The sequence below is a fragment of the Nocardioides marmoraquaticus genome (assembly GCF_054777915.1).
In genome coordinates, this window is sequence record NZ_BAAHAA010000010.1 from 32,974 (window position 1) to 53,551 (window position 20,578).

The 20,578-nt window shown below is 73.8% G+C and carries 16 protein-coding genes; 7 read left to right on the forward strand and 9 right to left on the reverse strand.

Annotated elements, in window-relative coordinates:
- Positions 1–21 precede the first annotated feature (21 nt).
- From ACYU8I_RS09600 to ACYU8I_RS09610, 3 genes are all read right to left on the reverse strand, one after another.
- A complete protein-coding gene (locus ACYU8I_RS09600; protein WP_460839986.1) occupies positions 22–897 on the reverse strand; it encodes a serine/threonine-protein kinase in 876 nt (291 codons plus the stop codon).
- Positions 894–2,666, reverse strand: coding sequence for an ABC transporter ATP-binding protein (locus tag ACYU8I_RS09605; RefSeq protein WP_460839988.1), 1,773 nt, complete (start codon positions 2,664–2,666; stop codon positions 894–896). Before ACYU8I_RS09605 ends, ACYU8I_RS09600 begins: the two co-directional genes overlap by 4 nt.
- Positions 2,667–2,750: 84 nt before the next feature.
- Positions 2,751–2,918: a hypothetical protein gene (locus ACYU8I_RS09610; RefSeq protein ID WP_460839990.1), complete on the reverse strand. Its 168-nt coding sequence runs from the start codon at positions 2,916–2,918 to the stop codon at positions 2,751–2,753.
- A gap of 310 nt (positions 2,919–3,228) precedes the next feature.
- Between ACYU8I_RS09610 and ACYU8I_RS09615 the strand changes: the two genes are divergently transcribed.
- Complete coding sequence (locus tag ACYU8I_RS09615; protein WP_460839991.1) at positions 3,229–5,400, forward strand: molybdopterin-dependent oxidoreductase; 2,172 nt, start codon at positions 3,229–3,231, stop codon at positions 5,398–5,400.
- Complete coding sequence (locus ACYU8I_RS09620) at positions 5,397–7,286, forward strand: alpha-amylase family protein (protein ID WP_460839993.1); 1,890 nt, start codon at positions 5,397–5,399, stop codon at positions 7,284–7,286. The genes ACYU8I_RS09615 and ACYU8I_RS09620 overlap by 4 nt, the downstream gene beginning before the upstream one ends.
- On the opposite strand, the gene ACYU8I_RS09625 is transcribed toward ACYU8I_RS09620, so the two are convergent.
- The 3 genes from ACYU8I_RS09625 to ACYU8I_RS09635 all read right to left on the reverse strand — a co-directional run bounded on the left by ACYU8I_RS09625 (position 7,273) and on the right by ACYU8I_RS09635 (position 11,432).
- Complete coding sequence (locus tag ACYU8I_RS09625; protein WP_460839995.1) at positions 7,273–8,331, reverse strand: hypothetical protein; 1,059 nt, start codon at positions 8,329–8,331, stop codon at positions 7,273–7,275. The two genes, ACYU8I_RS09620 and ACYU8I_RS09625, sit on opposite strands and share 14 nt — an antisense overlap.
- Positions 8,328–9,266, reverse strand: a complete 939-nt coding sequence (locus tag ACYU8I_RS09630; RefSeq protein ID WP_460839997.1) for a bifunctional riboflavin kinase/FAD synthetase — start codon at positions 9,264–9,266, stop codon at positions 8,328–8,330. Before ACYU8I_RS09630 ends, ACYU8I_RS09625 begins: the two co-directional genes overlap by 4 nt.
- A gap of 114 nt (positions 9,267–9,380) precedes the next feature.
- Positions 9,381–11,432 (reverse strand): PTS mannitol transporter subunit IICBA, encoded by a 2,052-nt coding sequence (locus tag ACYU8I_RS09635; protein ID WP_460839999.1) that lies wholly within the window; start codon positions 11,430–11,432, stop codon positions 9,381–9,383.
- 191 nt (positions 11,433–11,623) lie between these two features.
- Between ACYU8I_RS09635 and ACYU8I_RS09640 the strand changes: the two genes are divergently transcribed.
- Positions 11,624–12,682: a zinc-dependent dehydrogenase gene (locus ACYU8I_RS09640; RefSeq protein WP_460840001.1), complete on the forward strand. Its 1,059-nt coding sequence runs from the start codon at positions 11,624–11,626 to the stop codon at positions 12,680–12,682.
- 216 nt (positions 12,683–12,898) lie between these two features.
- On the opposite strand, the gene ACYU8I_RS09645 is transcribed toward ACYU8I_RS09640, so the two are convergent.
- Complete coding sequence (locus tag ACYU8I_RS09645; RefSeq protein ID WP_460840002.1) at positions 12,899–14,596, reverse strand: putative PEP-binding protein; 1,698 nt, start codon at positions 14,594–14,596, stop codon at positions 12,899–12,901.
- Positions 14,597–14,714: 118 nt separating this feature from the next.
- Here ACYU8I_RS09645 and ACYU8I_RS09650 point away from each other — a divergent pair, with 118 nt between their 5' ends.
- From ACYU8I_RS09650 to ACYU8I_RS09665, 4 genes are read left to right on the forward strand one after another with little or no spacing between them, the layout of a single operon-like run.
- Positions 14,715–15,476 carry a DeoR/GlpR family DNA-binding transcription regulator gene (locus ACYU8I_RS09650; protein ID WP_460840004.1) on the forward strand — a complete coding sequence of 254 codons (762 nt, stop codon included), beginning with the start codon at positions 14,715–14,717 and terminating at the stop codon, positions 15,474–15,476.
- Positions 15,473–16,444, forward strand: a complete 972-nt coding sequence (locus tag ACYU8I_RS09655; RefSeq protein ID WP_460840006.1) for a 1-phosphofructokinase family hexose kinase — start codon at positions 15,473–15,475, stop codon at positions 16,442–16,444. Before ACYU8I_RS09650 ends, ACYU8I_RS09655 begins: the two co-directional genes overlap by 4 nt.
- A 47-nt stretch (positions 16,445–16,491) precedes the next feature.
- Complete coding sequence (locus ACYU8I_RS09660; protein WP_460840009.1) at positions 16,492–16,749, forward strand: HPr family phosphocarrier protein; 258 nt, start codon at positions 16,492–16,494, stop codon at positions 16,747–16,749.
- Positions 16,750–16,778: 29 nt separating this feature from the next.
- On the forward strand, positions 16,779–18,908 hold the full coding sequence (locus tag ACYU8I_RS09665) for a PTS fructose transporter subunit IIABC (protein ID WP_460840011.1): 2,130 nt from the start codon (positions 16,779–16,781) through the stop codon (positions 18,906–18,908).
- A 236-nt stretch (positions 18,909–19,144) separates the two neighbouring features.
- Here ACYU8I_RS09665 and truB read toward each other — a convergent pair whose 3' ends face one another.
- Positions 19,145–20,017 (reverse strand): tRNA pseudouridine(55) synthase TruB, encoded by an 873-nt coding sequence (gene truB / locus ACYU8I_RS09670; protein WP_460840014.1) that lies wholly within the window; start codon positions 20,015–20,017, stop codon positions 19,145–19,147.
- Positions 20,014–20,496 carry a 30S ribosome-binding factor RbfA gene (rbfA, locus tag ACYU8I_RS09675; protein WP_460840017.1) on the reverse strand — a complete coding sequence of 161 codons (483 nt, stop codon included), beginning with the start codon at positions 20,494–20,496 and terminating at the stop codon, positions 20,014–20,016. The genes truB and rbfA overlap by 4 nt, the downstream gene beginning before the upstream one ends.
- Positions 20,497–20,578: the final 82 nt, after the last annotated feature.

The window sequence follows — 20,578 nt, forward strand, 5'->3', positions numbered from 1 at the left end:
CGACACGTGGACCGTCGCCGCTCACCCGTGGGCGTGCGGCGCCAGGGCGTCGCGCACCTGCGCCAGCGACGGCCGGGCGGCGGGGTCGCGGTCGAGGCAGGCGCGCAGCAGCGCGTCGACGTCGGTGGGCAGCGGGCCGGCGGGCCAGCGCGGGGCCCCGGGGTCGGGGCGGTGCACCAGCGGCAGCCGACGCCGGGAGTCCCACGTCGCCTCGTCGCCGTACGGCAGCTCGCCGGTGAGGGCGTCGACGAGGGTCGCGCCGAGACCCCACACGTCGGCCGCAGGGCCGAGGACGTCGCCGCGGGCCTGCTCCGGTGCGAGGTAGCCGCGGGTGCCGGCTCCGCGGCGTCCCGTGCCCGGTCGCGCCGCGAGGCTCAGGTCGATCAGCGTGACGCGACCGTGGTCGACCACGACGTTGGCGGGCTTGACGTCGAGGTGCAGCCAGTCGTGGCGGTGCAGGTAGCCCAGCACCGAGGCCAGCTGCAGGGCGAGCCCGGCGGCGTCGGCGAGGTCGAGCGGCTCGTCCTCGACCAGCGCGTCGAGCGTGGCGCCGGGGAGCACCTCGAGCACCACGCCGGGCGGCTCCTCGCTGGCCTCGTAGGCCCGCACCAGGTGCGGGTGGGCCAACGTGGTCAGCACCTCGGCCTCGCGCCGCACCGCCTCGACGGCCCGCGCCTCGTCGCGCCGGTCGGCCCGGAGCACCTTGACGACGCAGCGGCACTCCCGCTCGCGGCTCCAGGTGTCGTAGGTGTCCATCCGGCGGCCGTGGGCGAGCAGCGCCACGACCTCGTGCCCGGGCAGCACCTCCTCCCCCGGCGCCACCACCACGCCGGCGTCGGCGAGACCGGTGGCGTCGAGCGACCCGCTGTCGGTGCGGGCCCGCCGCCAGCGGCTCACAGCGCACCGCCGGTGACGGCGTACGGCGCGGTGGGTGCGGGCTCGCGCCCGGCGGCCAGCAGGTCGGCGAGGTCGACGACCCGGTCGACGTGGGGCAGCACGCGGGGGTCGTGGGTGAGCACCAGCACGGTGCGGTCGCGGTTGCGGGTCAACGGCTCGAGCAGCCGTCGGGCGGCGTCGTCGTCGAGGCCGGTGGTGGGCTCGTCGAGCACGAGCACGGCGCTCTCGCGGAGCAGGGCGCGGGCGACGCACAGCCGCTGCCGCTGGCCGCCGGACAGCATCCGGCCGCGCTGACCCACCCGGTCGTCGAGGTCCTCCACGAAGTCCGCCCCGGCGGCGCCGAGTGCCCGCCACAGGTCGGCGTCGCCGGCGTCGGGCCGGGCCAGCAGCAGGTTGTCGCGCACCGAGGCGTCGAGGAGCAGCGGCTCCTGCAGCACCACCGAGACCGCGTCGCGCACGGACGCGCGCGTGTGGTCGGCGAGGTCGTGCCCGTCGATCAGCACCGCGCCGGCCACGGGGTCGAGGTGGCGGGTGAGCAGGTGCGCGACCGTCGACTTGCCGAGGCCGGAGGCGCCGACGAGCGCCACCCGCTCCCCCGCCGCGACGTCGAGGTCGACGCCGTCGAGCACGCGCCGCTCGCTGCCCGGGTACGCCGCCGCGACGCCGCGCAGCGCGAGGGCGAGCGGCAGGCCGGTGACGGGCAGCGCGGTGGCGCCGGGCCGGTCGGCGGGGGCGGGCTCGTCGAGCAGCTCGACGACCCGCTCGACCCCGGCGGTGGCGGCGAAGAGCTCGGGGAGCAGCTCGCCCACCTCGCGCGCCGGCTTGTAGCACTGCACGAGCAGCGTCATGAAGGCGAGCAGCCCGCCCAGCGTGAGCCGGTCGGTCGACAGCGTCCAGACGCCGAGCGTGACGACGAGGAGCACGCCGAGCAGCTCGACCAGGTCGACGAGCGGCACGAAGACCGCCCGGACCCGGCTGGAGGCGAGGGCCGTCTCGCGCATCGCGGCGTTCTGCCGGTGGTACGACGCGTGGGCGCGGCCCTCGGCGCCGACGGTCTGCACCAGGGCGGCGCTGCCGAGCGTCTCCTCGCTGACCGAGCCCAGGGCGCCGCGGCGGCGGCTGCCCTCGCGCGAGAGGTCGCGGACGAACCGCGCGAAGCACGTCGAGACCCACCAGAAGCCGGGCACCACGACGAGCGCCGCGAGCGCGAGCTCCCACGACAGATAGAACAGCGCGCCCACGTAGAGCACGAGCCGCACCGCGGCCGAGAAGCCGTCGGTGAGCTGGGCAACCATGAAGCGCTCGACCTGCGCGACGTCGCTGGAGAGCCGCTGCAGCACGTCGCCGAGCCGCTTGCGCGCGAGCACGGGCAGCGGCAGCGACAAGGCGTGACGGAACGCCCGGCCGCGCAGGCGCAGCAGGAAGGTCTGGGTGATCCAGGTGCCGAGGTAGTCGTCGGCGCCGGAGAGGACTGCCGAGAGCAGGTTGAGGCCGACGTACAGCGCCACGATGCCGAGCAGCGGCCCGAAGTCGGCCGGCACGAGGACGTCGTCGACGAGCCGCTGGAACAGCAGCACCTCGACCACCGAGATCGCCGGGACCGCGGCCAGCAGGAGCAGGCTGAGGGCGATCCAGCCCCGGAAGGGGCGCAGGTCGGGCCAGAACCGGCGCGCCACCTCGAGCAGGGTCATCGGGGGCGCCTCGTCGACCACCGGCGCGTCGTCGACCTGGGGTCGGAGCAGGGCGGTCGCCCGGGTCCAGCGGCTCATGGTGGTCCTCTCGTGCCGGTACGACGCGGGCGGCCGGCTCCGTCGAGGAGCCGCCCGCCCGCGTCGTCGCCGGAGGCGGTCGCGTCAGTTGGTCCGGCTGTTGCTGGTCCGACGGGCCCGGCGACGACGACGGGCCCGGAGCCGACGGGCCCGGCGCCGACGGCGCGCGCGGCGGTCGTCGGTGCTGTCGGAACGTCCGGCGCGGGCGACGCGCGCCGGGGCGAGCGAGGCGAGGATCGTGGAGCGAGCCATGCGGGTTCACCTTCTTCGTGAGGGGGTTGGTGCCTGACGAGGAAGACAGTGCAGGTGGGACGTGAGGTGCGCGTGAGGCCCGCATGAGAGGGGTCTCACGCGGACCTCACGGTTCTCATGTGGATCGAGGTGGCGAGAGGGCTCCTGAGGAGGTCGCGCAGCGACCGTCTGGAAAGACGGCACGACCCGAGGGCCGCTCTGGGTCCGGGCGCCGAGCGACCTCGACCAGCCGGTCCGGCCGTCGTGGTCGGCAGCTGCTCGTCCGCTCCGTCGGGCCACGGCCGTCCGGGAGCCGTGGGAGGATCGCGCGGTGCCGACCACCTCCGACACGCCCCGCACCGTCACCGGCGTCTGCAACCTGTGCGAGGCCATCTGCGGCCTGACCCTCACGGTCACCGACGGACCCGACGGTCCGGCCGTGACCGGCGTCCGCGGCAACGACGCCGACCCGCTCTCGCGGGGCCACCTCTGCCCCAAGGGCGTGGCGCTGCCCGACGTGCAGGCCGACCCCGACCGGCTGCGACGTCCCGTACGACGCCACGGCTCCGGCGCCGACGCCACCTGGGAGGAGATCACCTGGGACGAGGCCCTCGACCTCACCGCCGACGCCCTGGCCAGCACGATCCGCGACCACGGGCGCGACGCCGTGGGCGTCTACCTCGGCAACCCCAACGTGCACTCGCTGGGCTCGATGACCCACGGCACGCGGCTGGTCAAGACGCTGCGCAGCAAGAACACCTACAGCGCCACCTCCGTCGACCAGCTCCCCCACCAGCTCGTGGCGTGGCAGCTCTACGGCCACCAGCTGCTGATCCCGGTGCCCGACCTCGACCGCACGTCGTTCCTGCTGGTCGTCGGCGGCAACCCGATGGCCTCCAACGGCTCGCTCATGACCGCGCCCGACTTCCCCGGACGGCTGCGCGAGCTGCAGGCGCGCGGCGGTCGCATGGTGGTGCTCGACCCGCGTCGCACCGAGACCGCGAAAGTCGCCGACGAGCACCACTTCGTCAGGCCCGGTACCGATGCCGCGGTGCTCCTCGCGATGCTGCACGTCGTGCTCGAGGAGGGCCTCGAGCGGCCGGCGCCGTACGTCGACGGGGTCGAGGCCGTGCGCGCGGCCGTCGAGGGCCACACCCCCGAGCGGGCCGAGCAGGTCAGCGGCGTGCCGGCCGACGTCACGCGTCGCCTCGCCCGCGAGCTGGCGGCCGCCGGACGTGGCCCCGGGGGTGTCGTCTACGGCCGCATGGGTGTCTCGACGCAGGGCTTCGGACTGGTGTGCCAGTGGGCGATCCAGTGCCTCGACGTGCTCACCGGCAACCTCGACCGCGAGGGCGGCTCGATGTTCCCGCAGCCCGCCGTCGACCTGGTGCGGCTCGGCATCCTGGGCCGCGGTCACCACGGGAAGTGGCGCAGCCGCGTGCGCGGCCTGCCCGAGTCCGGCGGCGAGCTGCCGGTCAGCGCGCTGCGCGAGGAGGTCGAGACGCCCGGCGAGGGCCAGGTGCGCACGCTCGTGACCCTCTCGGGCAACCCGGTGCTCTCGACGCCCGACGGCGCGGGCCTGGCCCGCGCGATGGAGGGCCTCGACTTCATGGTCAGCGTCGACCTCTACCTCAACGAGACGACGCGGCACGCCGACGTCGTGCTGCCGCCGACCACCGCGCTCGAGCGCGACCACTACGACCTCGTCTTCCACCACCTCGCCGTGCGCGACACCGCGCGCTTCACCCCCGCGGTGCTGCCCAAGCCGGCGGGCGCGATGCACGACTGGGAGATCTACCGCGAGCTCGCGACCCGCACCGTCTCCCGGCTCGGCTGGTCGAGCGTCACGCAGCGGCTGCGCTGGCTGACCGACGTCGCCGCCCTCTCCGCCGACCCGCGGCTGCTCGTCACGGGGCTGCTGCTGGCGAGCCGGCGCACCACGATGCGCGCGCTGCGCCGCCACCCCGAGGGGGTCGACCTCGGACCGCTGCGCCCCTGCCTGCCCGGGCGGCTGCAGACGCGTGACGGCCGCGTCGACCTCGCCTCCCGGCTCGTGCTCGACGACCTGCCGCGCCTGGAGGAGCACCTCGCCGCCCTCGTGGCCGAGGGCCCCGACGGGCTCGTGCTCGTCGGACGACGGCACCGCTCCGACAACAACTCCTGGATGCACAACTCCGCGCGGCTGACGCGCGGGCGCCCGCGCCACCACCTGCTGATGCACCCCGACGACCTCGCCGCGCGGCAGCTCGCCGACGGCGACGCCGTCACCGTGAGCTCCCGCGTGGGGAGGGTGACGACCGAGGTCCGGTCGACCGACGAGATGATGCGGGGCGTGGTCTCCCTCCCCCACGGATACGGCCACCAGGTCCCCGGCACCCGCCTCGGCACCGCCGCGCACGTCGCCGGTGTCAGCATCAACGACCTGACCGACCCGACGCGGCTCGACGTCTCGGGCAACGCGGCGTTCTCCGGCGTGCCGGTGCAGGTCGAGGCCGCTCGGTGACGCCGCCCGTCCTGCCGCCCGTCCTGCCGCCTGCCGCGCTCGACGAGCTGGCCGGTCTGCCCGAGCACCGTCGCCGGCTCTTCGCCGCGCGCGCCGAGCGCTGGACGCCCGACCTCGACGAGGCGCTGTCGGGGCTGTACGCCGCCGCGGCCGAGGTGCGCGACCGGCTGCTGGTGCTGGCCGCTCGCGCCTACGCCGCCCGGTCCGAGGAGCTGCACGACCTCGACCTGCGACGCTCGCTGGCCCCCGACTGGTTCCAGCGGCCCGACGTCGTCGGCTACGCCGCCTACACCGAGCGCTTCGCCGGCACCCTGCGCGGCGTCGGCGAGCGGGCGGCGTACCTCGAGTCGCTGGGGGTCCGCTACCTGCACCTGATGCCGCTGCTCACGCCGCGCCCGGCCCCCAGCGACGGCGGCTACGCCGTGCAGGACTACCGCACGGTGCGCTCCGACCTCGGCACCGTCGACGACCTCGCCGCGCTGACCACCACGCTGCGCGAGCGGGGCATCAGCCTGTGCCTCGACCTGGTGCTCAACCACGTCGCCCGCGAGCACGAGTGGGCGGTCAAGGCACGCGGCGGCGACCCGCGCTACCGCGACTACTTCCACGTGCTCGACGACCGCGCCGAGGTCGACGCGTGGGAGGCGTCGCTGCCCGAGGTCTTCCCCGACTTCGCGCCCGGCAACTTCACCTGGGACGACGACCTCGACGCCTGGGTCTGGACGACCTTCAACGACTACCAGTGGGACGTCGCGTGGTCCAACCCCGACGTCTTGTGCGAGTACGCCGACCTGGTGCTGCTGCACGCCAACCACGGCGTCGAGGTGTTCCGGCTCGACGCCATCGCGTTCACCTGGAAGCGCCAGGGCACCAGCTGCCAGAACCAGCCCGAGGTGCACGACCTCACCCAGGCGCTGCGCACCGTCGCCCGGATCGCCTGCCCGGCGGTGCTGTTCAAGGCCGAGGCGATCGTGGGGCCGCGCGACCTGATGCCCTACCTGGGCACGGGCCGCCACCACGGCAAGGTCAGCGACCTGGCCTACCACAACAGCCTCATGGTGCAGGTCTGGTCGATGATGGCCAGCCGCGAGGTCGGGCTCGCCTCGCTGGCGCTGCGGCGGCTGCCCGCTCCCCCGTCGACGACCGCGTGGATCACCTACGCCCGCTGCCACGACGACATCGGCTGGGCCGTCGACGACGGCGACGCGGCGGCGTACGGCATCTCGGGCCAGGCCCACCGCGCCTTCCTCTCCGACTTCTACTCCGGGGAGTTCCCGGGCTCGTGGGCCCGCGGCCTGGTGTTCCAGGAGAACCCCGAGACCCACGACCGTCGCATCTCGGGCTCGCTGGCGTCGCTCGCCGGCCTCGAGGCGGGCGACCCGCTCGGGGCCGACCGGGTGCGGCTCGCGCACGCGATCGTGCTCGGCTTCGGCGGGCTGCCGGTGCTGTGGTCGGGCGACGAGCTCGGGCTGCTCAACGACCCCGACTGGGACGCCGACCCCGCCCACGCCGAGGACAACCGCTGGGCGCACCGACCCGTGCTCCCCGCCACCCCGACGCCCGCCCAGCAGGCGGTGCTCGACGACACCCGCCGCCTCGTCGCCGCCCGCGCAGCGACCCCGCACCTGCACGCGTCCGTGCCCGCCGAGGTGCTCGAGCCGCGCGACCCCGGCGTGCTGCTGGTGCTCCGCCGGCACCCGCTCGGCCCGATGCTCGGCGCCTACAACGTCACCGACACCCCGCGCCCGCTCCCGCTCGAGGTGCTCCACGCCGTCGGCCTCGACCCCGCCCACGTCGTCGACCGCCTCACCGGCTCCCACCCCGACGCCGACCACTGGGCGATCGGCGTCCCGGCGTACGGCGCCCTCTGGCTCACCGCGGGCTGACGCCCGCTCCCCCGTCCTCGTCGACCACGGGGATCACGGCGGTGCGCTCGCGCTCGTCGCGCAGGGCGAGGTAGACGGCGCGGACGCCGACGGCGCGCTCGAGGTGACGTTGCACGCCGCCGAAGAACTGCGCACGGTAGGTCTCGTCGGTGACCGTGGAGACGGTGAGGTAGAGCGCGGAGAAGGCCGAGAGAAAGATCGCGACCTGCACCAGCTGCACGGAGAGGGTGGGCAGGTAGCGCCAGGCCAGGACCGGGCCCTCGGTGTCGATCCAGGCACCGACGACGTCGTTGTCCATCACCAGCGCCCCGAAGACGAGGAAGAACCCGAACACCGCGAGCGCCATCAGCGCGATCTGGGCGGCCTGCACCACGAGCAGGGCGAGCACGAGGTTGGCACGCTCGAAGCCGAAGACCTCGGCGCGGTCCTGCGGGCGGACGGCCGGGTCGGCGAGCAGCCGCTCGCACTCGGCCTCCACCGGCGTGCCGCGGCAGGCACGGCGCAGGAAGACCTCGTCGACGTCGTCGTCGACCCGGTCGACCTCCTCGGGCAGCCGCACCAGCAGGAAGGCGACCGCGATCGCGACGAAGAGCAGCACCACCAGCCAGAGCTGCCCCGGCGACAGCGAGGCGCTCATCTGCCAGACCTCGGCGTTGATGAACAGGAACGTCACGAAGAGCAGCAGCAGCGGCAGCGCGCGGCTCAGCATCGGCAGCAGCGAGCGCAGGCTCACCAGCGTGTGCGAGAGCGCCCACCCCACGATCGGCCGGGCGCGCAGCGCGGTCAGGGCGTAGAGCACGCCCCCGCCCACCAGCAGCGCGAGCAGCAGGGCGGGCGCGAGGCTGAAGGTGTCGGCGAGCCACGCCAGCACCGCCCCGCCCCCGAGCCCGGCGAGGCCGAGCACGAGCAGGACCGGCCACAGCCGGCCGGGCCGCAGGGCCGCTCTCTCCTCGGCCCGCTCCTCGGGGACGAAGTAGGGCAGGCCGTTGCCGCGGAACCACGTGTCGGCGGTGGCGAGGACGTCCTCGCGCGGACGGCGCCTCACGCCGCCGACAGCCCGAGCACCGTGCGGGTGCGGGCCACGTCGTCGTCCATCTGGGTGACGAGCTCCTCGACGGAGTCGAAGCGCTCCATGCCGCGCACCCGGGACACGAAGGTGACCGCGACCTCGCGGTCGTAGAGGTCGAGCCCCGGCTCGGCGTCGAGCACGTAGGACTCGACGCGCCGCTCGCGCTCGCCCTCGAAGGTCGGGTTGGTGCCGACGCTGACGGCGACCGGCAGCCGACGACCCACCACCTCGAGCCAGCCGGCGTACACCCCGTCGGCGGGCGCCATGCCCTCGCCGACCGGGACGTTGGCCGTGGGGTAGCCGAGCTCGCGCCCGCGCTGGTCGCCGCGCACGACGGTGCCGGTGACGACCACGGGGCGACCGAGGGCCTCGGCGGCGGCCTCGACGTCACCCTCGGCCAGCGCCTGGCGGATGTAGGTGGAGGAGAAGGTGTGCGCGCCGCCCGCGAGGTCGAGGCCCTCGGCGGTGAAGTCGTGGCGCTCGCCCTCCCGCTGCAGCAGCGCGACGTCGCCGGCAGCACGGTGGCCGAAGCGGAAGTTCTCGCCGACCACGACCGCGCCGGCGTGGAGCGCGTCGACGAGCACGCGCCCGACGAACTCCTCGGGCGTCCACGACGCCACCTCGCGGCTGAAGGGCAGCACCAGCACGTCGTCGACACCCGCCTCGGCCAGCAGCCGGCAGCGCGTCTCGACGTCGGTCAACCGGACGGGGGCCCGCTCGGGCAGCAGCACCTGCATCGGGTGCGGGTCGAAGGTGACGGCGGCGAGGCGCCAGCCCTGGTCGTCGGCGAGCTCGCGCGCCCGGCCGATGACAGCGCGGTGCCCGAGGTGGACGCCGTCGAAGTTGCCGATGGTCACCACCGTGCGGCCCAGGTCGTCGGGCACGGCCTCCCACGATCGCCAGACGGTCACGCGGGCCACCCTAGTGGGGCTGCCGGACGCGGCGACGCCCCGCCGCCCCACCCTCGCGGGTGGTGCGACGGGGCGCCTCGGCCCTGGCCACGGACCCTCGCCGTCCGCCTCCACTCAGACGGCGACACCCTGCAGCACGGCGAGCACGTCGTCGGCCGACTGCGCGGCCTCGAGCTCGGCGACCCGGGACTTGTCGGAGAAGACCCCCGCCAGCTGGCGCAGCAGCGCCAGGTGGTCGTCGCCCTCGCCGGCGATGCCGACGACGAACTTGGTCTCCTTGCCGTTCCAGTCGATGCCCTCGGGGTAGCGCACGAAGCTCAGCGCCGAGTGCGAGATCGATCCCTTGGACTCGTTGGTGCCGTGCGGGATGGCGAGCAGGTTGCCCATGTGGGTCGAGACCGACTGCTCCCGCTCGTGCATCGCGGCGACGTACGACGCGTCGACCGCGCCGCGGGCGACGAGCAGCTGCCCGGCCTCCTCGATGGCCTCGTCACGCGTGGTGGCGCTGCCGGCGAGCACGATCGACTCGCGGGCGAGCACGTCGGACCCGGCGGGCGCAGCGGCCTCGCCCTCGGCGGAGCGCTGCGACGGCACCGCCGCACCGCTGCCGCCACCGTTGCGCTCGCGCACCAGCTCGACGATCTCGTCGTAGCGGGGGCTGCCCATGAAGTTGTCGACCGACACGTGGACCGCCGAGCCGCTGCGCTGGCGCGCCCGGTCGGTGAGGTCCTGGTGCGTCACCACGACGTCCTGGTCGTCGCGCAGGTTGGAGATCGCCTTGTTGACGACCGTGACGTCGGTGAACCCGGCGTCGTGGACCTTCTTGCGGAGCACCGAGGCACCCATGGCCGAGGAGCCCATGCCGGCGTCGCAGGCGAAGGTGATCGCGGTGATGGGACCGCCCTGGGTCGCGGCACCGGAGAGCATGCCGGCGACCGAGGACTTCTTGCCCTTGTTGGCCTCCATGGCCGCCGTGGCGCCGGCGAGGTCGCCGTCGTCGGTGCTCTTGTCGATCTTGAGCAGGAAGCTCGCCACCAGGAAGGAGACGCCCGCGGCGACGACGACCGAGAGGGTCACGCCCAGCAGGCTGCTCGGCGGCGCGGCGGCCCAGACGGCGATGATCGAGCCGGGCGAGGCCGGGGAGCGCAGGCCGGAGTCGAAGGCGACGTTGACCGCGACGCCCGACATGCCGCCGGCGATGACGGCCAGCACGAGGATCGGCTTCATCAGCACGTAGGGGAAGTAGATCTCGTGGATGCCGCCGACGAACTGGATCAGGATCGCGCCAGGGGCCGAGGCCTTGGCGACGCCGCGGCCGAAGACCATGAAGGCGAGCAGCAGGCCGAGACCGGGGCCGGGGTTGGCCTCGAGCAGGAACAGGATCGACTTGCCGGCCTCCTGGGCCTCGCTCGTGCCGAGCGGGGTGAGGATCCCCTGGTTGATGGCGTTGTTGAGGAACAGGATCTTGGCCGGCTCGATGAAGACCGAGGTCAGCGGCAGCAGGTTGTTGACGACCAGGAAGTCGACGACGTTGCCGGCGAGCGTGCTGAACGCCTGCACGAACGGACCCGCCACGACGAAGCCGATGATGGCGAGGAAGCCACCCCAGATGCCGGCCGAGAAGTTGTTGACGAGCATCTCGAAGCCGGGGCGGATCTTGTGCATCCACAGCGCGTCGAGCTTCTTCATCGACCAGCCGCCCAGCGGGCCCATGACCATCGCGCCGAGGAACATCGGCACGCTCGCGCCGGTCACGGCACCCATGGTGGCGATGGCGCCGACGACGCCGCCGCGCAGGTTGTCGTCGTACATCATCCGGCCGCCGGTGTAGCCGATCAGCAGCGGCAGCAGGTAGGTGATCATCGGGCCGACGATGCCGCCGAAGTCGGGGTGCATCGGGGTGCCGTCGGCGAAGGTCCAGGCGCCGAGCTTGGAGACGAAGCCGAAGCCGTCGGTCTGGGGGTCCGCCCCGAACTGCTCGCCGATGAGGGCGATCCAGCCGGTCTGGATGAACAGGGCCGTGATGAGGCCCCACGCGATGAAGGCGCCGATGTTGGGCAGCACCATGTTGGACAGGAACGTGCCGAAGCGCTGGACCTTCAGGCGAGCGCCACCGGAGCTCGCCTTCCGGACCCCGGTCTCCGAGGACGCTGTGGTGGTGGCCATCGTCGGCCCCTCTCGATCTCGTGCGATGGGTACGCCGTGACCGCCGTCACGCCGCTGCGCCTCAGTATGCAAACAATCGGGCACGTTGCCAAGCGTTCGGGCACGACGTTTTTTTGAGCCTGTGGCTTTTTGTGGGAACGGACGCTAGCGTCACGCACACGACACCTCACCCCGCTCGACTGGAGGAACACATGAAGGCACTGCGGTTCTACGCCCCCGAGGACGTCCGGATCGAGGACGTCCCCGAGCCCGAGTGCGGGCCCGACGAGGTCAAGCTGCGGGTGAAGAACTGCTCGACCTGCGGCACCGACGTCAAGATCTTCCACAACGGCCACCAGAACCTCACCCCGCCGCGCACCATCGGCCACGAGATCGCCGGCGAGGTCGTCGAGGTGGGCTCCGAGGTCAACGCGACGTACGGCTCCTCGTGGGAGGTCGGCGACCGCGCCCAGGTCATCGCCGCCGTGCCGTGCGGCGAGTGCCACGAGTGCCGCAAGGGCTGGATGGCCGTCTGCCAGAACCAGACCTCGGTCGGCTACCAGTACGACGGCGGCTTCGCCGAGTTCATGATCGTGCCGAAGCAGGTGCTCAAGGTCGACGGCCTCAACCGGATCCCCGACAACGTGGGGTACGACGAGGCCTCTGCCGCCGAGCCGTTCGCCTGCGCCATCAACGCCCAGGAGCTGCTCGGCATCGAGGAGGGCGACACCGTCGTCGTCTTCGGCGCCGGCCCCATCGGCTGCATGCACATCCGCATCGCCCGTGGCGTCCACCAGTCGGGCCCGGTCTACCTCGTCGACGTCAACGCCGAGCGGCTGCAGATGTCGGCCGACGCCGTGCAGCCCGACGAGATCATCAACGGCGCCGAGGTCGACGTCGTCGAGCGCGTCATGGAGCTCACCGGCGGCCGGGGTGCCGACGTCATCATCACCGCCACCGCCGCCAACGTCACCCAGGAGCAGGCCATCGCCATGGCCGCTCGCAACGGCCGGATCTCCTTCTTCGGCGGCCTGCCGAAGACCGACCCGACCATCACCTGCGACTCCAACGTCGTGCACTACCGCCAGCTGCACATCCACGGCGCCAACGGCTCCGCCCCCGAGCACAACAAGCGGGCGCTGGAGTACATCTCCACCGGCCAGGTCCCCGTCAAGGACCTCATCACCCGCCACGTCCCCCTCGATGACGCCCTCGAGGCCTTCCGGATCGTCAAGGCCGGCGAAGCCATCAAGGTCACGGTCGAGCCGTAGTCCGGAGCGGAGCGACGGACTACGCGAGACCGGGAGGCTGAGGTGCGAGGGCTGCAGGCCCGAACGGAGTGAGGGTCTGCAGCGCGAGCCTCGAAGCCTTCACGAGTCACCTCACGTAGGCCACGAGCCGGGGCCGGCGCACGACGCAGAACGGGGAGGACCACCCGCACCAGGTGCGGGTGGTCCTCCCCGTTCGTCGTGCTCAGGCCCGGCTGGTCAGCCGGCCAGCACCTCACGGACGGCGTCGCGGGCGGCCTGGGGGCCGCGGGCGGACATGGCGGCCTCGGCGGCCGCCGTGCACTGCTCGAGGGTGACGCGGCCGAGCTGGGCGCCGACGGCGCGGACGGAGGCGGCGGCCATCGACAGCGACGTGACGCCGACGCCGACGAGCACGCAGGCGAGCATCGGGTCGGCGGCGGCCTCGCCGCAGACGCCGACGGGCTTGCCGGCCCGCTGGCCGGCCGCGGCGGTGACCGAGACGAGCTGGAGCACGGCGGGCTGCCACGGGTCGGTGAGGTGCACCAGCGGGGTGGCCATGCGGTCGGCGGCCATCGTGTACTGCGTGAGGTCGTTGGTGCCGATCGAGACGAAGTCGACCTGCTCGAGGATCTGGTCGGCGAGCAGGGCCGCGCTCGGCACCTCGATCATCACGCCGGGCACCAGGCCCCGCGACCGGGCGAGGCCGGCGAACTCGGCGGCCTCCTCGGCGGTGGCGATCATGGGCGCCATCACCCACGGGGTGGTGCCGACGGCCTCGCCGGCCTGCTGCAGCGCGTCGAGCTGGTGCTCGATGAGCGTGGGCTTCTCGGTGGCGAGCCGGTAGCCGCGGACGCCGAGGGCGGGGTTCTCCTCGCCCTCGAGGGTCGCGTAGGCGATCGGCTTGTCAGAGCCGGCGTCGAGGGTGCGGGTGATGACGTTGCGCTCGGCGCCGAAGGGACGCAGCACCGAGGCGTAGAGGTCGGCCTGCTCCTCGACGCTGGGCTCCTTGGCGCTCCCGAGGAAGGCGAGCTCGGTGCGGAAGAGACCGACGCCCTCGACCGGGCCCTCGGCGGCCGACGACGCGGAGGCGCCGTCGGCGACGTTGGCGAGCAGCTTGACCGCGACGCCGTCGGCGGTGGCGGCAGGGCCGGTCCACGAGTCGAGCTCCTCGCGCTCGACGCGGTAGCGCTCGACGCGCTCCCCCGCCGACGCCTCGTCGACGTCGGTCTCGACGACCCCGGCCGCCGCGTCGACCAGGACGACGGCGCCGTCGGGCAGCGCCAGGGCACCGGTGACGCCGACCAGGCACGGGATGGCGAGCTGGCGGGCGATGATCGCGGTGTGGCTGGTCGACCCGCCACGCTCCATCACCAGGGCGGCGACCATCGCCGGGTCGAGGCCCGCGGAGTCGGCCGGCGAGAGGTCGTCGGCGACGAGCACCGACGGGCGCTCGGGCTGCGGCACGCCGGGCTCGGGCAGGCCCACGAGGTGGGCCGTCGTACGACGCCCGATGTCGCGCAGGTCGGTGACGCGCTCGGCCATCAGCCCGCCCATGGTGGTGAACATGCTGGCGAAGTGCTCGACGGCGTCGTCGAGCGCGTCGAGCAGCGACGCCCCGGCCGAGAGGTTCTTGCGGACCATCGTGCGCAGCCCCTTGTCGCGGGCCAGCCCGGCGCTCGCGGTCAGCACCTCGGCGGCGGCGTCCTCGGCCTTGTCGGCGCGACGCGAGAAGCCGTCGGCGACGGCCGCGACCGCCTCGTCGTACGCCGCCAGCGCGGCGTCGGCGTCGAGGTCGGTGCGCGCACGGAACGCAGCGACGGCGTCGGGGTCGAGGTCGGTGCGCACCACCACGACCGGCGCGTGCACCACGCCCGCGACGACGGGGGTGCCACGCAGCACGTCGGTGGAGCTCGAGACAGGGGTGGAGGTGACCATGACCACAACCTAACGGGTGTCGCCCTTGACAAGTCAACACGTTCGGACATAAAAACAGGTCCGAAGCCAACCGAAGCCACACCAGTCGTGGCCCGAGCCCCCGAGGAGGCGAGCGGACGTGTACGCCGAGGAGCGCCAGCAGGCCATCGCCGAGTCGGTGATGCGTCGCGGTCGCGTCTCGGTGACCGAGCTCGCGGCGACGTTCGAGGTCACCACCGAGACCGTGCGCCGCGACCTCTCCTCCCTCGAGCAGGTCGGGCTCGTGCGACGCGTCCACGGCGGGGCCGTGCCGAGCCGCACCATCACCGAGCCCCGCCTCGCCGAGCGCGACGAGTCGCGCACCGAGGAGAAGACCCGCATCGCCCGGGCCGCCGTGCGGCTGCTCCCCCCGACCGAGGTCTCGATGGTGCTCGACGCCGGCAGCACCGTCGGCCGGCTCGCCGCCCACCTGCCCGTCGACCGCCGCCTGGTGGTCTTCACCCACGCCCTCCCGGCCGCCACCCGGCTGGGCCAGTCCGGCAACGTCGAGCTGCACCTGCTGCCGGGCCGCGTGCGGCAGAGCACGCAGGCCGCCGTCGGCGCCGACACGGTCGCGGCGCTCTCGCAGCTGCGGGTCGAGATCGCCTTCCTCGGCACCAACGGGCTCACCGTGGCCCACGGCCTCAGCACCCCCGACGTCGAGGAGGCCGCCGCCAAGCGCGCGGTCGTCCGCGCCGCGGAGCGCGTCGTCCTGCTGGCCGACGCGGACAAGATCGGAGAGGAGCACACCGTGCGGTTCGCAGATGTCAGCGAGGTCGACACCGTCGTCACCGACGACCGCGTGCGCGACCGCGACGTCACCGCCCTCGAGGCGGCCGGGGTCTCGGTGGTGGTCGCGTGATCGTCACCCTCACCGCCAACCCGAGCCTCGACCGCACGGTCGCCCTCGGCGCCGCCGGGTCCCCCCTCGTGCGCGGCGCCGTGCACCGCCTCGAGTCGGTGACCATGCAGGCGGCCGGCAAGGGCGTCAACATCAGCCGGGCGGCGGTGTCCGCCGGCGTCGAGACCGCCGCCGTGCTGCCGGTCCGCGACCACGACCCGTACGCCGAGGAGCTGCGGGCGGCGTCCGTGCCGGTCGTGGCGGTGGCGCCAGCGGGCGACGTCCGCATCAACCTGTCGATCACCGAGCCCGACGGCACCACCACCAAGCTCAACTCCCCCGGCCACCCCGTCGGCGGCGACGACCTGCGCCGCCTCGCCGACGCCCTACTCGAGCAGGCGGCCCGGTGCTCGACCGACGACTGGGTGGTGCTGGCCGGCTCGGTGCCGCCCGGCACGCCCGACGACTGGTACGCCGGCCTCGTCCGCGAGCTGGCGAGCACCCCGGCCCGCGTGGCCGTCGACACCAGCGACGCCCCCCTGCGCGCACTCGTCGAGGGCCTGGCTCCCGGCGCGGCCCCGCACCTGATGAAGCCCAACGGCGAGGAGCTGGCGGCCGTGACCGGCTCGCTGCGGCCCGTCGACTCCGACCCCGTCGCCGCCACCGACGCCGCCCGCGACCTGTGCGCGCGCGGCGTCGAGTCGGTGCTCGTCACGCTCGGCGGGCTCGGCGCGGTGCTCGTCACCGCCGACGACGCCTGGCACGCGACCGCCCCGCCGGTCGAGGTCGTCAGCACCGTCGGCGCCGGCGACTCCAGCCTGTTCGGCTACCTGCTCGGCCACGCCCGCGGACTCGCCGCACCCGAGCGGCTCGTGCTCGCCGTCGCCTACGGCAACGCCGCGGTCACCCTGCCCGGCACCACGATCCCGGACCCCTCGCAGGTCCACGTCGACCGCGTCACGGTCGGCCCCCTGGCCAGCGCCGTCTGAGCACGGCAAGGTCTGCACTCCCCCCACCCCCTGAGAGGACACCCCACATGGCCACCAAGAGCGTCGTCGTCGGATCCGCCGTCGGTCTCCACGCCCGCCCCGCCGCCATCATCAGCGAGGCCGCGGCCGAGCTCGACTCCGAGGTCACCATCGGCCTGCCCGGTGACGAGCCCGTCGACGCCTCGTCCGCCCTGCTCATCATGACCCTCGGCGCGGGCAACGGCGCCACCGTCGAGGTCTCAGGCGACGACGAGGCCGCCGTCGCCACGATCGCCGAGCTCGTCGAGCGCGACCTCGACGCCTGATCCACCTCTTCACGACACCGGAGAACACCATGTCCGAGCCCCTGCTCACCCCGCAGCTCGTCCGCCTCGGCGCCGACCTCGGCCCCGACAAGGAGACGGCGATCCGCACGCTGGCGTCGTACGCCGCGGAGGGGGGGCGCACCGCCGACCCCGAGCGGCTCACCACCGACGCCCTCAACCGGGAGAAGACCGCCGCCACCGGCCTGCCCGGCGGCATCGCGATCCCCCACTGCCGCACCGCGGCCGTCGAGGTCCCGACGCTCGTCTTCTGCCGGCCGGCCACGCCGGTCGCCTTCGGCGCCAAGGACGGCCCGGCCGACCTCGTCTTCCTCATCGCGGCCCCCGAGGGCGGTGGGCAGACGCACCTCCAGGTGCTGACCAAGCTGGCCCGCTCGCTGGTCAAGCCCGACTTCACCGCGGCCCTGCGTGCGGCGCAGACCCCCGAGGAGGCCGCCGAGCTGGTGAGCTCGGTGGTCGAGGACAAGCCGGCCCCCGCCGCGGAGGCCCCGGCCCCGACGGCGTCCGCCCCCGCTGTCGCTGCCGCCCCCGCCGCTGCCGCCCCCGCGGCCGAGTCGCGGACCCGCAGCCTGGTCGCGGTCACGGCGTGCCCCACCGGCATCGCCCACACCTACATGGCCGCCGAGGCCCTGGAGGCGGCGGCCACGAAGGCCGGCGTCGAGATCCAGGTCGAGACCCAGGGCTCCGCGGGCTCGACCCCGCTGCCCCGTGAGGTCATCGAGCGCGCCGACGCGGTGATCTTCTCCGTCGACGTCGGGGTGCGCGAGAAGCACCGCTTCGCGGGCAAGCCCGTCGTCTCGACCGGCGTCAAGAAGGCGATCGAGGACGGCGACGCCCTCGTCGCGCAAGCCCTGGCGTACGCCGGCGACCCCAACGCCCCCCGCGTGGCCGCCGACGGCGACGGTGGCGACAGCGCCACCACGACGAGCGGCGACACCGAGTCGTGGGGCGCGCGCACCCGTCGCGTGCTGATGACCGGTGTCTCCTACATGATCCCGTTCGTCGCGGCCGGCGGTCTGCTGATCGCGCTGTCGTTCCTGCTGGGCGGCTACGAGATCGCGCTGGGCTCGACCTTCGACGGTGCCGCGGTCAACACCGCGCAGCACATCGCGACCAACTCCACGCTGTTCAACCTGCCCGACGTCTCGGCGTACGAGTTCGCCAACGGCGCGGAGTTCACCCGCGGCCCGCTGCTCGTCTACCTCGGCGCGCTGCTGCTGACCCTGGGCGGCACGGCGTTCTCGTTCCTGGTGCCGGCCCTGGCGGGCTACATCGCCTTCGCCATCGCCGACCGTCCGGGCATCGCCCCCGGCTTCGTCATGGGTGCGATCGCCGGCGTCATCAACTCCGGCTTCCTCGGCGGCATCGTCGGCGGCGTGCTCGCCGGTGTCGTCGCGCTCTACATCTCGCGCATCAAGGTGCCGGTCTGGGCCCGCGGCCTGATGCCGGTGGTGGTGATCCCGCTGTTCGCGACCCTGATCGCAGGCTTCCTCATGGTCGTCGTCCTGGCCCGGCCGCTGTCGAACCTGCAGTCCGCGCTGACCAACGGCCTCAACAGCCTCGAGGGCGGCTCCGCGATCATCCTCGGTGTCATCCTCGGCCTGATGATGGCCTTCGACATGGGTGGCCCGCTCAACAAGACGGCCTATTCCTTCGCCGCCGCCGGCGTCGGTACCGCGGCCGCCGTCACGGGCGGCGACTCCCCCGAGCTGCGCATCATGGCGGCCGTCATGCTCTCCGGCATGGTGCCGCCGCTGGCGCTCGGCCTGGCCACGCTGGTCCGCTCCCGGCTCTTCACCCCCGTCGAGCGCGAGAACGGCAAGGCGGCGCTCCCGCTCGGCCTGTCCTTCATCACCGAGGGCGCCATCCCGTTCGCCGCGGCCGACCCGCTGCGCGTGATCCCCTCGATCATGCTCGGCAGCGCCGTCACCGGCGGCCTCTCGATGGCGCTCGACGTCACCCTGCGGGCGCCCCACGGCGGCATCTTCGTGCTGTTCGCGGTCGGCAACATCATCGGCTTCCTGATCAGCCTGGTCGCCGGTGTGCTCGTCTCCACCGCCGCGGTCATCGCCCTGAAGCAGATCGGCGCCAACCGCACGGCCACCGCGGCCCCGGGCACCCCCGCGGTCGCGAAGGTCTGACCCCGCACCACCCCTGACGCCCCCCGTCCCGGTCACCCCGGGCCGGGGGGCGTCGTCGTACGTCGAGGGGCGAGCTCGCTGTCAGGATCGGGTCGCCCGACCGTGACCGCAGCGACCCGTTCCTGACGGCGACGCACGGATTACCCGCCTGACCGGGTAATCCGCCGCTCGCTGTCAGGATCGGGTCGGCGAAGCCGGCCCCGGACGACCGAGACCTGACATCGAGCGGATGACGGTCAGCCGGTGAAGACGGCGACGGCGCGGGCGAGGGGGCCGTCCTGGCGGTAGAGCGCGAGGAAGGGGCCGTCGGGGGCGAGCAGGGCGACGGGGCCGTCGGCGCCCAGGTCGACCTCGATGCGGCGGCCGAACCCGACATCGGTGGCCTGCTGCTCGTCGAGCTCGAGCACCGGGAACGCCAGCCGCACGGCCTGCTCCATCGTGAGCAGCCGACCCGGCTCGAGGTCGTCGAGCGGGCAGGCGACGTCGAGCCCGAACGGCCCGACCGAGGTACGCCGCAGCGCCACCAGGTGGCCGCCGACGCCGAGGTCGGCGCCGAGGTCACGCGCGACCGCGCGCACGTAGGTGCCGCTCGAGCAGCGCACCGCGACGTCGAGGTCGGGCAGCTCGACGCGCGTCACGTCGAGGGCGTCGATGCGCACCCGGCGGGCGGCCAGCTCGACCTGCTCGCCCGCGCGCACCCGCTCGTAGGCACGTCGGCCGTCGACCTTGACCGCGCTGACCGCGCTCGGCACCTGGTCACGCTCGCCGACCTGCGTCGCGAGCGCCTCACGGACACGCGCCTCGTCGAGGTGGTCGACGGCGGCCATCGAGACGACGTCGCCCTCGGCGTCGTCGGTGGTGGTCGCGGCACCGAGCCGCACCGTGGCGTCGTACGCCTTCTCGGTCAGGCTGAGGTGGCCCAGCAGTCGGGTGGCGCGGCCGACGCCGAGCACCAGGACGCCGGTCGCCATCGGGTCGAGCGTGCCGGCGTGGCCGACCTTGCGGGTGCCGAGGGCGCGCCGCGCCCGCGAGACCACGTCGTGGCTGGTGATGCCGCCGGGCTTGTCGACCACGACCAGCCCGTCGGGACCGGCCGGTCGCGCGCTCACTCCGGTCGCGCCCCGCGCGTCTGGTCGAGGTCGTCGAGCTCGTCGTGCAGCTCGTCGTCCTCGCGCGGCTTGCGGTAGGGGTCGGGGTCGCCGGCGTACGCCGCCCCGGCCGCCGCCTGGGCGGACCGCTCCGCGTCGGCCTGACGCACCTTCTCGAGCAGGTCCTCCATGTGCCGCGCCGTCTCGGGCAGCGCGTCGTGGACGAACTCCAGGGTCGGCACGTGTCGCATGCCGAGCTGCTTGCCGACCTCCGAGCGGATCATGCCGCGCGACGAGGCGAGCGCGGCAGCCGTGCCCTCGAGGTCGGCGTCCTGGCCGAGCACCGTGTAGAAGACCGTGGCGTGCTGGGTGTCGCCGGTGACGCGCACGTCGGTGACGGTGACGAACCCCAGCCGGGGGTCCTTGACCCGCCGCTCCAGCAGCTCGGCCACCAGCACCTTGACGCGGTCGGCGATCTTGCGGACGCGTGGACTGCTCATCTTGTCTCTCCTCACCCGTCAGGCGACGGGCCCGTGCACGGAGACGAGGTCTCGACGGGCTCGACCGTCGGTCGAGCCCGTC

Bases quoted from the DNA above. Each gene is read 5' to 3' on its own strand.
- ACYU8I_RS09610 (WP_460839990.1), bottom strand. From the start codon at position 2,918: ATGGCTCGCTCCACGATCCTCGCCTCGCTCGCCCCGGCGCGCGTCGCC.
- ACYU8I_RS09665 (WP_460840011.1), top strand. From the start codon at position 16,779: ATGTCCGAGCCCCTGCTCACCCCGCAGCTCGTCCGCCTCGGCGCCGAC.
- ACYU8I_RS09605 (WP_460839988.1), bottom strand. From the start codon at position 2,666: ATGAGCCGCTGGACCCGGGCGACCGCCCTGCTCCGACCCCAGGTCGAC.
- ACYU8I_RS09645 (WP_460840002.1), bottom strand. From the start codon at position 14,596: ATGGTCACCTCCACCCCTGTCTCGAGCTCCACCGACGTGCTGCGTGGC.
- ACYU8I_RS09660 (WP_460840009.1), top strand. From the start codon at position 16,492: ATGGCCACCAAGAGCGTCGTCGTCGGATCCGCCGTCGGTCTCCACGCC.
- rbfA (WP_460840017.1), bottom strand. From the start codon at position 20,496: ATGAGCAGTCCACGCGTCCGCAAGATCGCCGACCGCGTCAAGGTGCTG.
- ACYU8I_RS09640 (WP_460840001.1), top strand. From the start codon at position 11,624: ATGAAGGCACTGCGGTTCTACGCCCCCGAGGACGTCCGGATCGAGGAC.
- ACYU8I_RS09635 (WP_460839999.1), bottom strand. From the start codon at position 11,432: ATGGCCACCACCACAGCGTCCTCGGAGACCGGGGTCCGGAAGGCGAGC.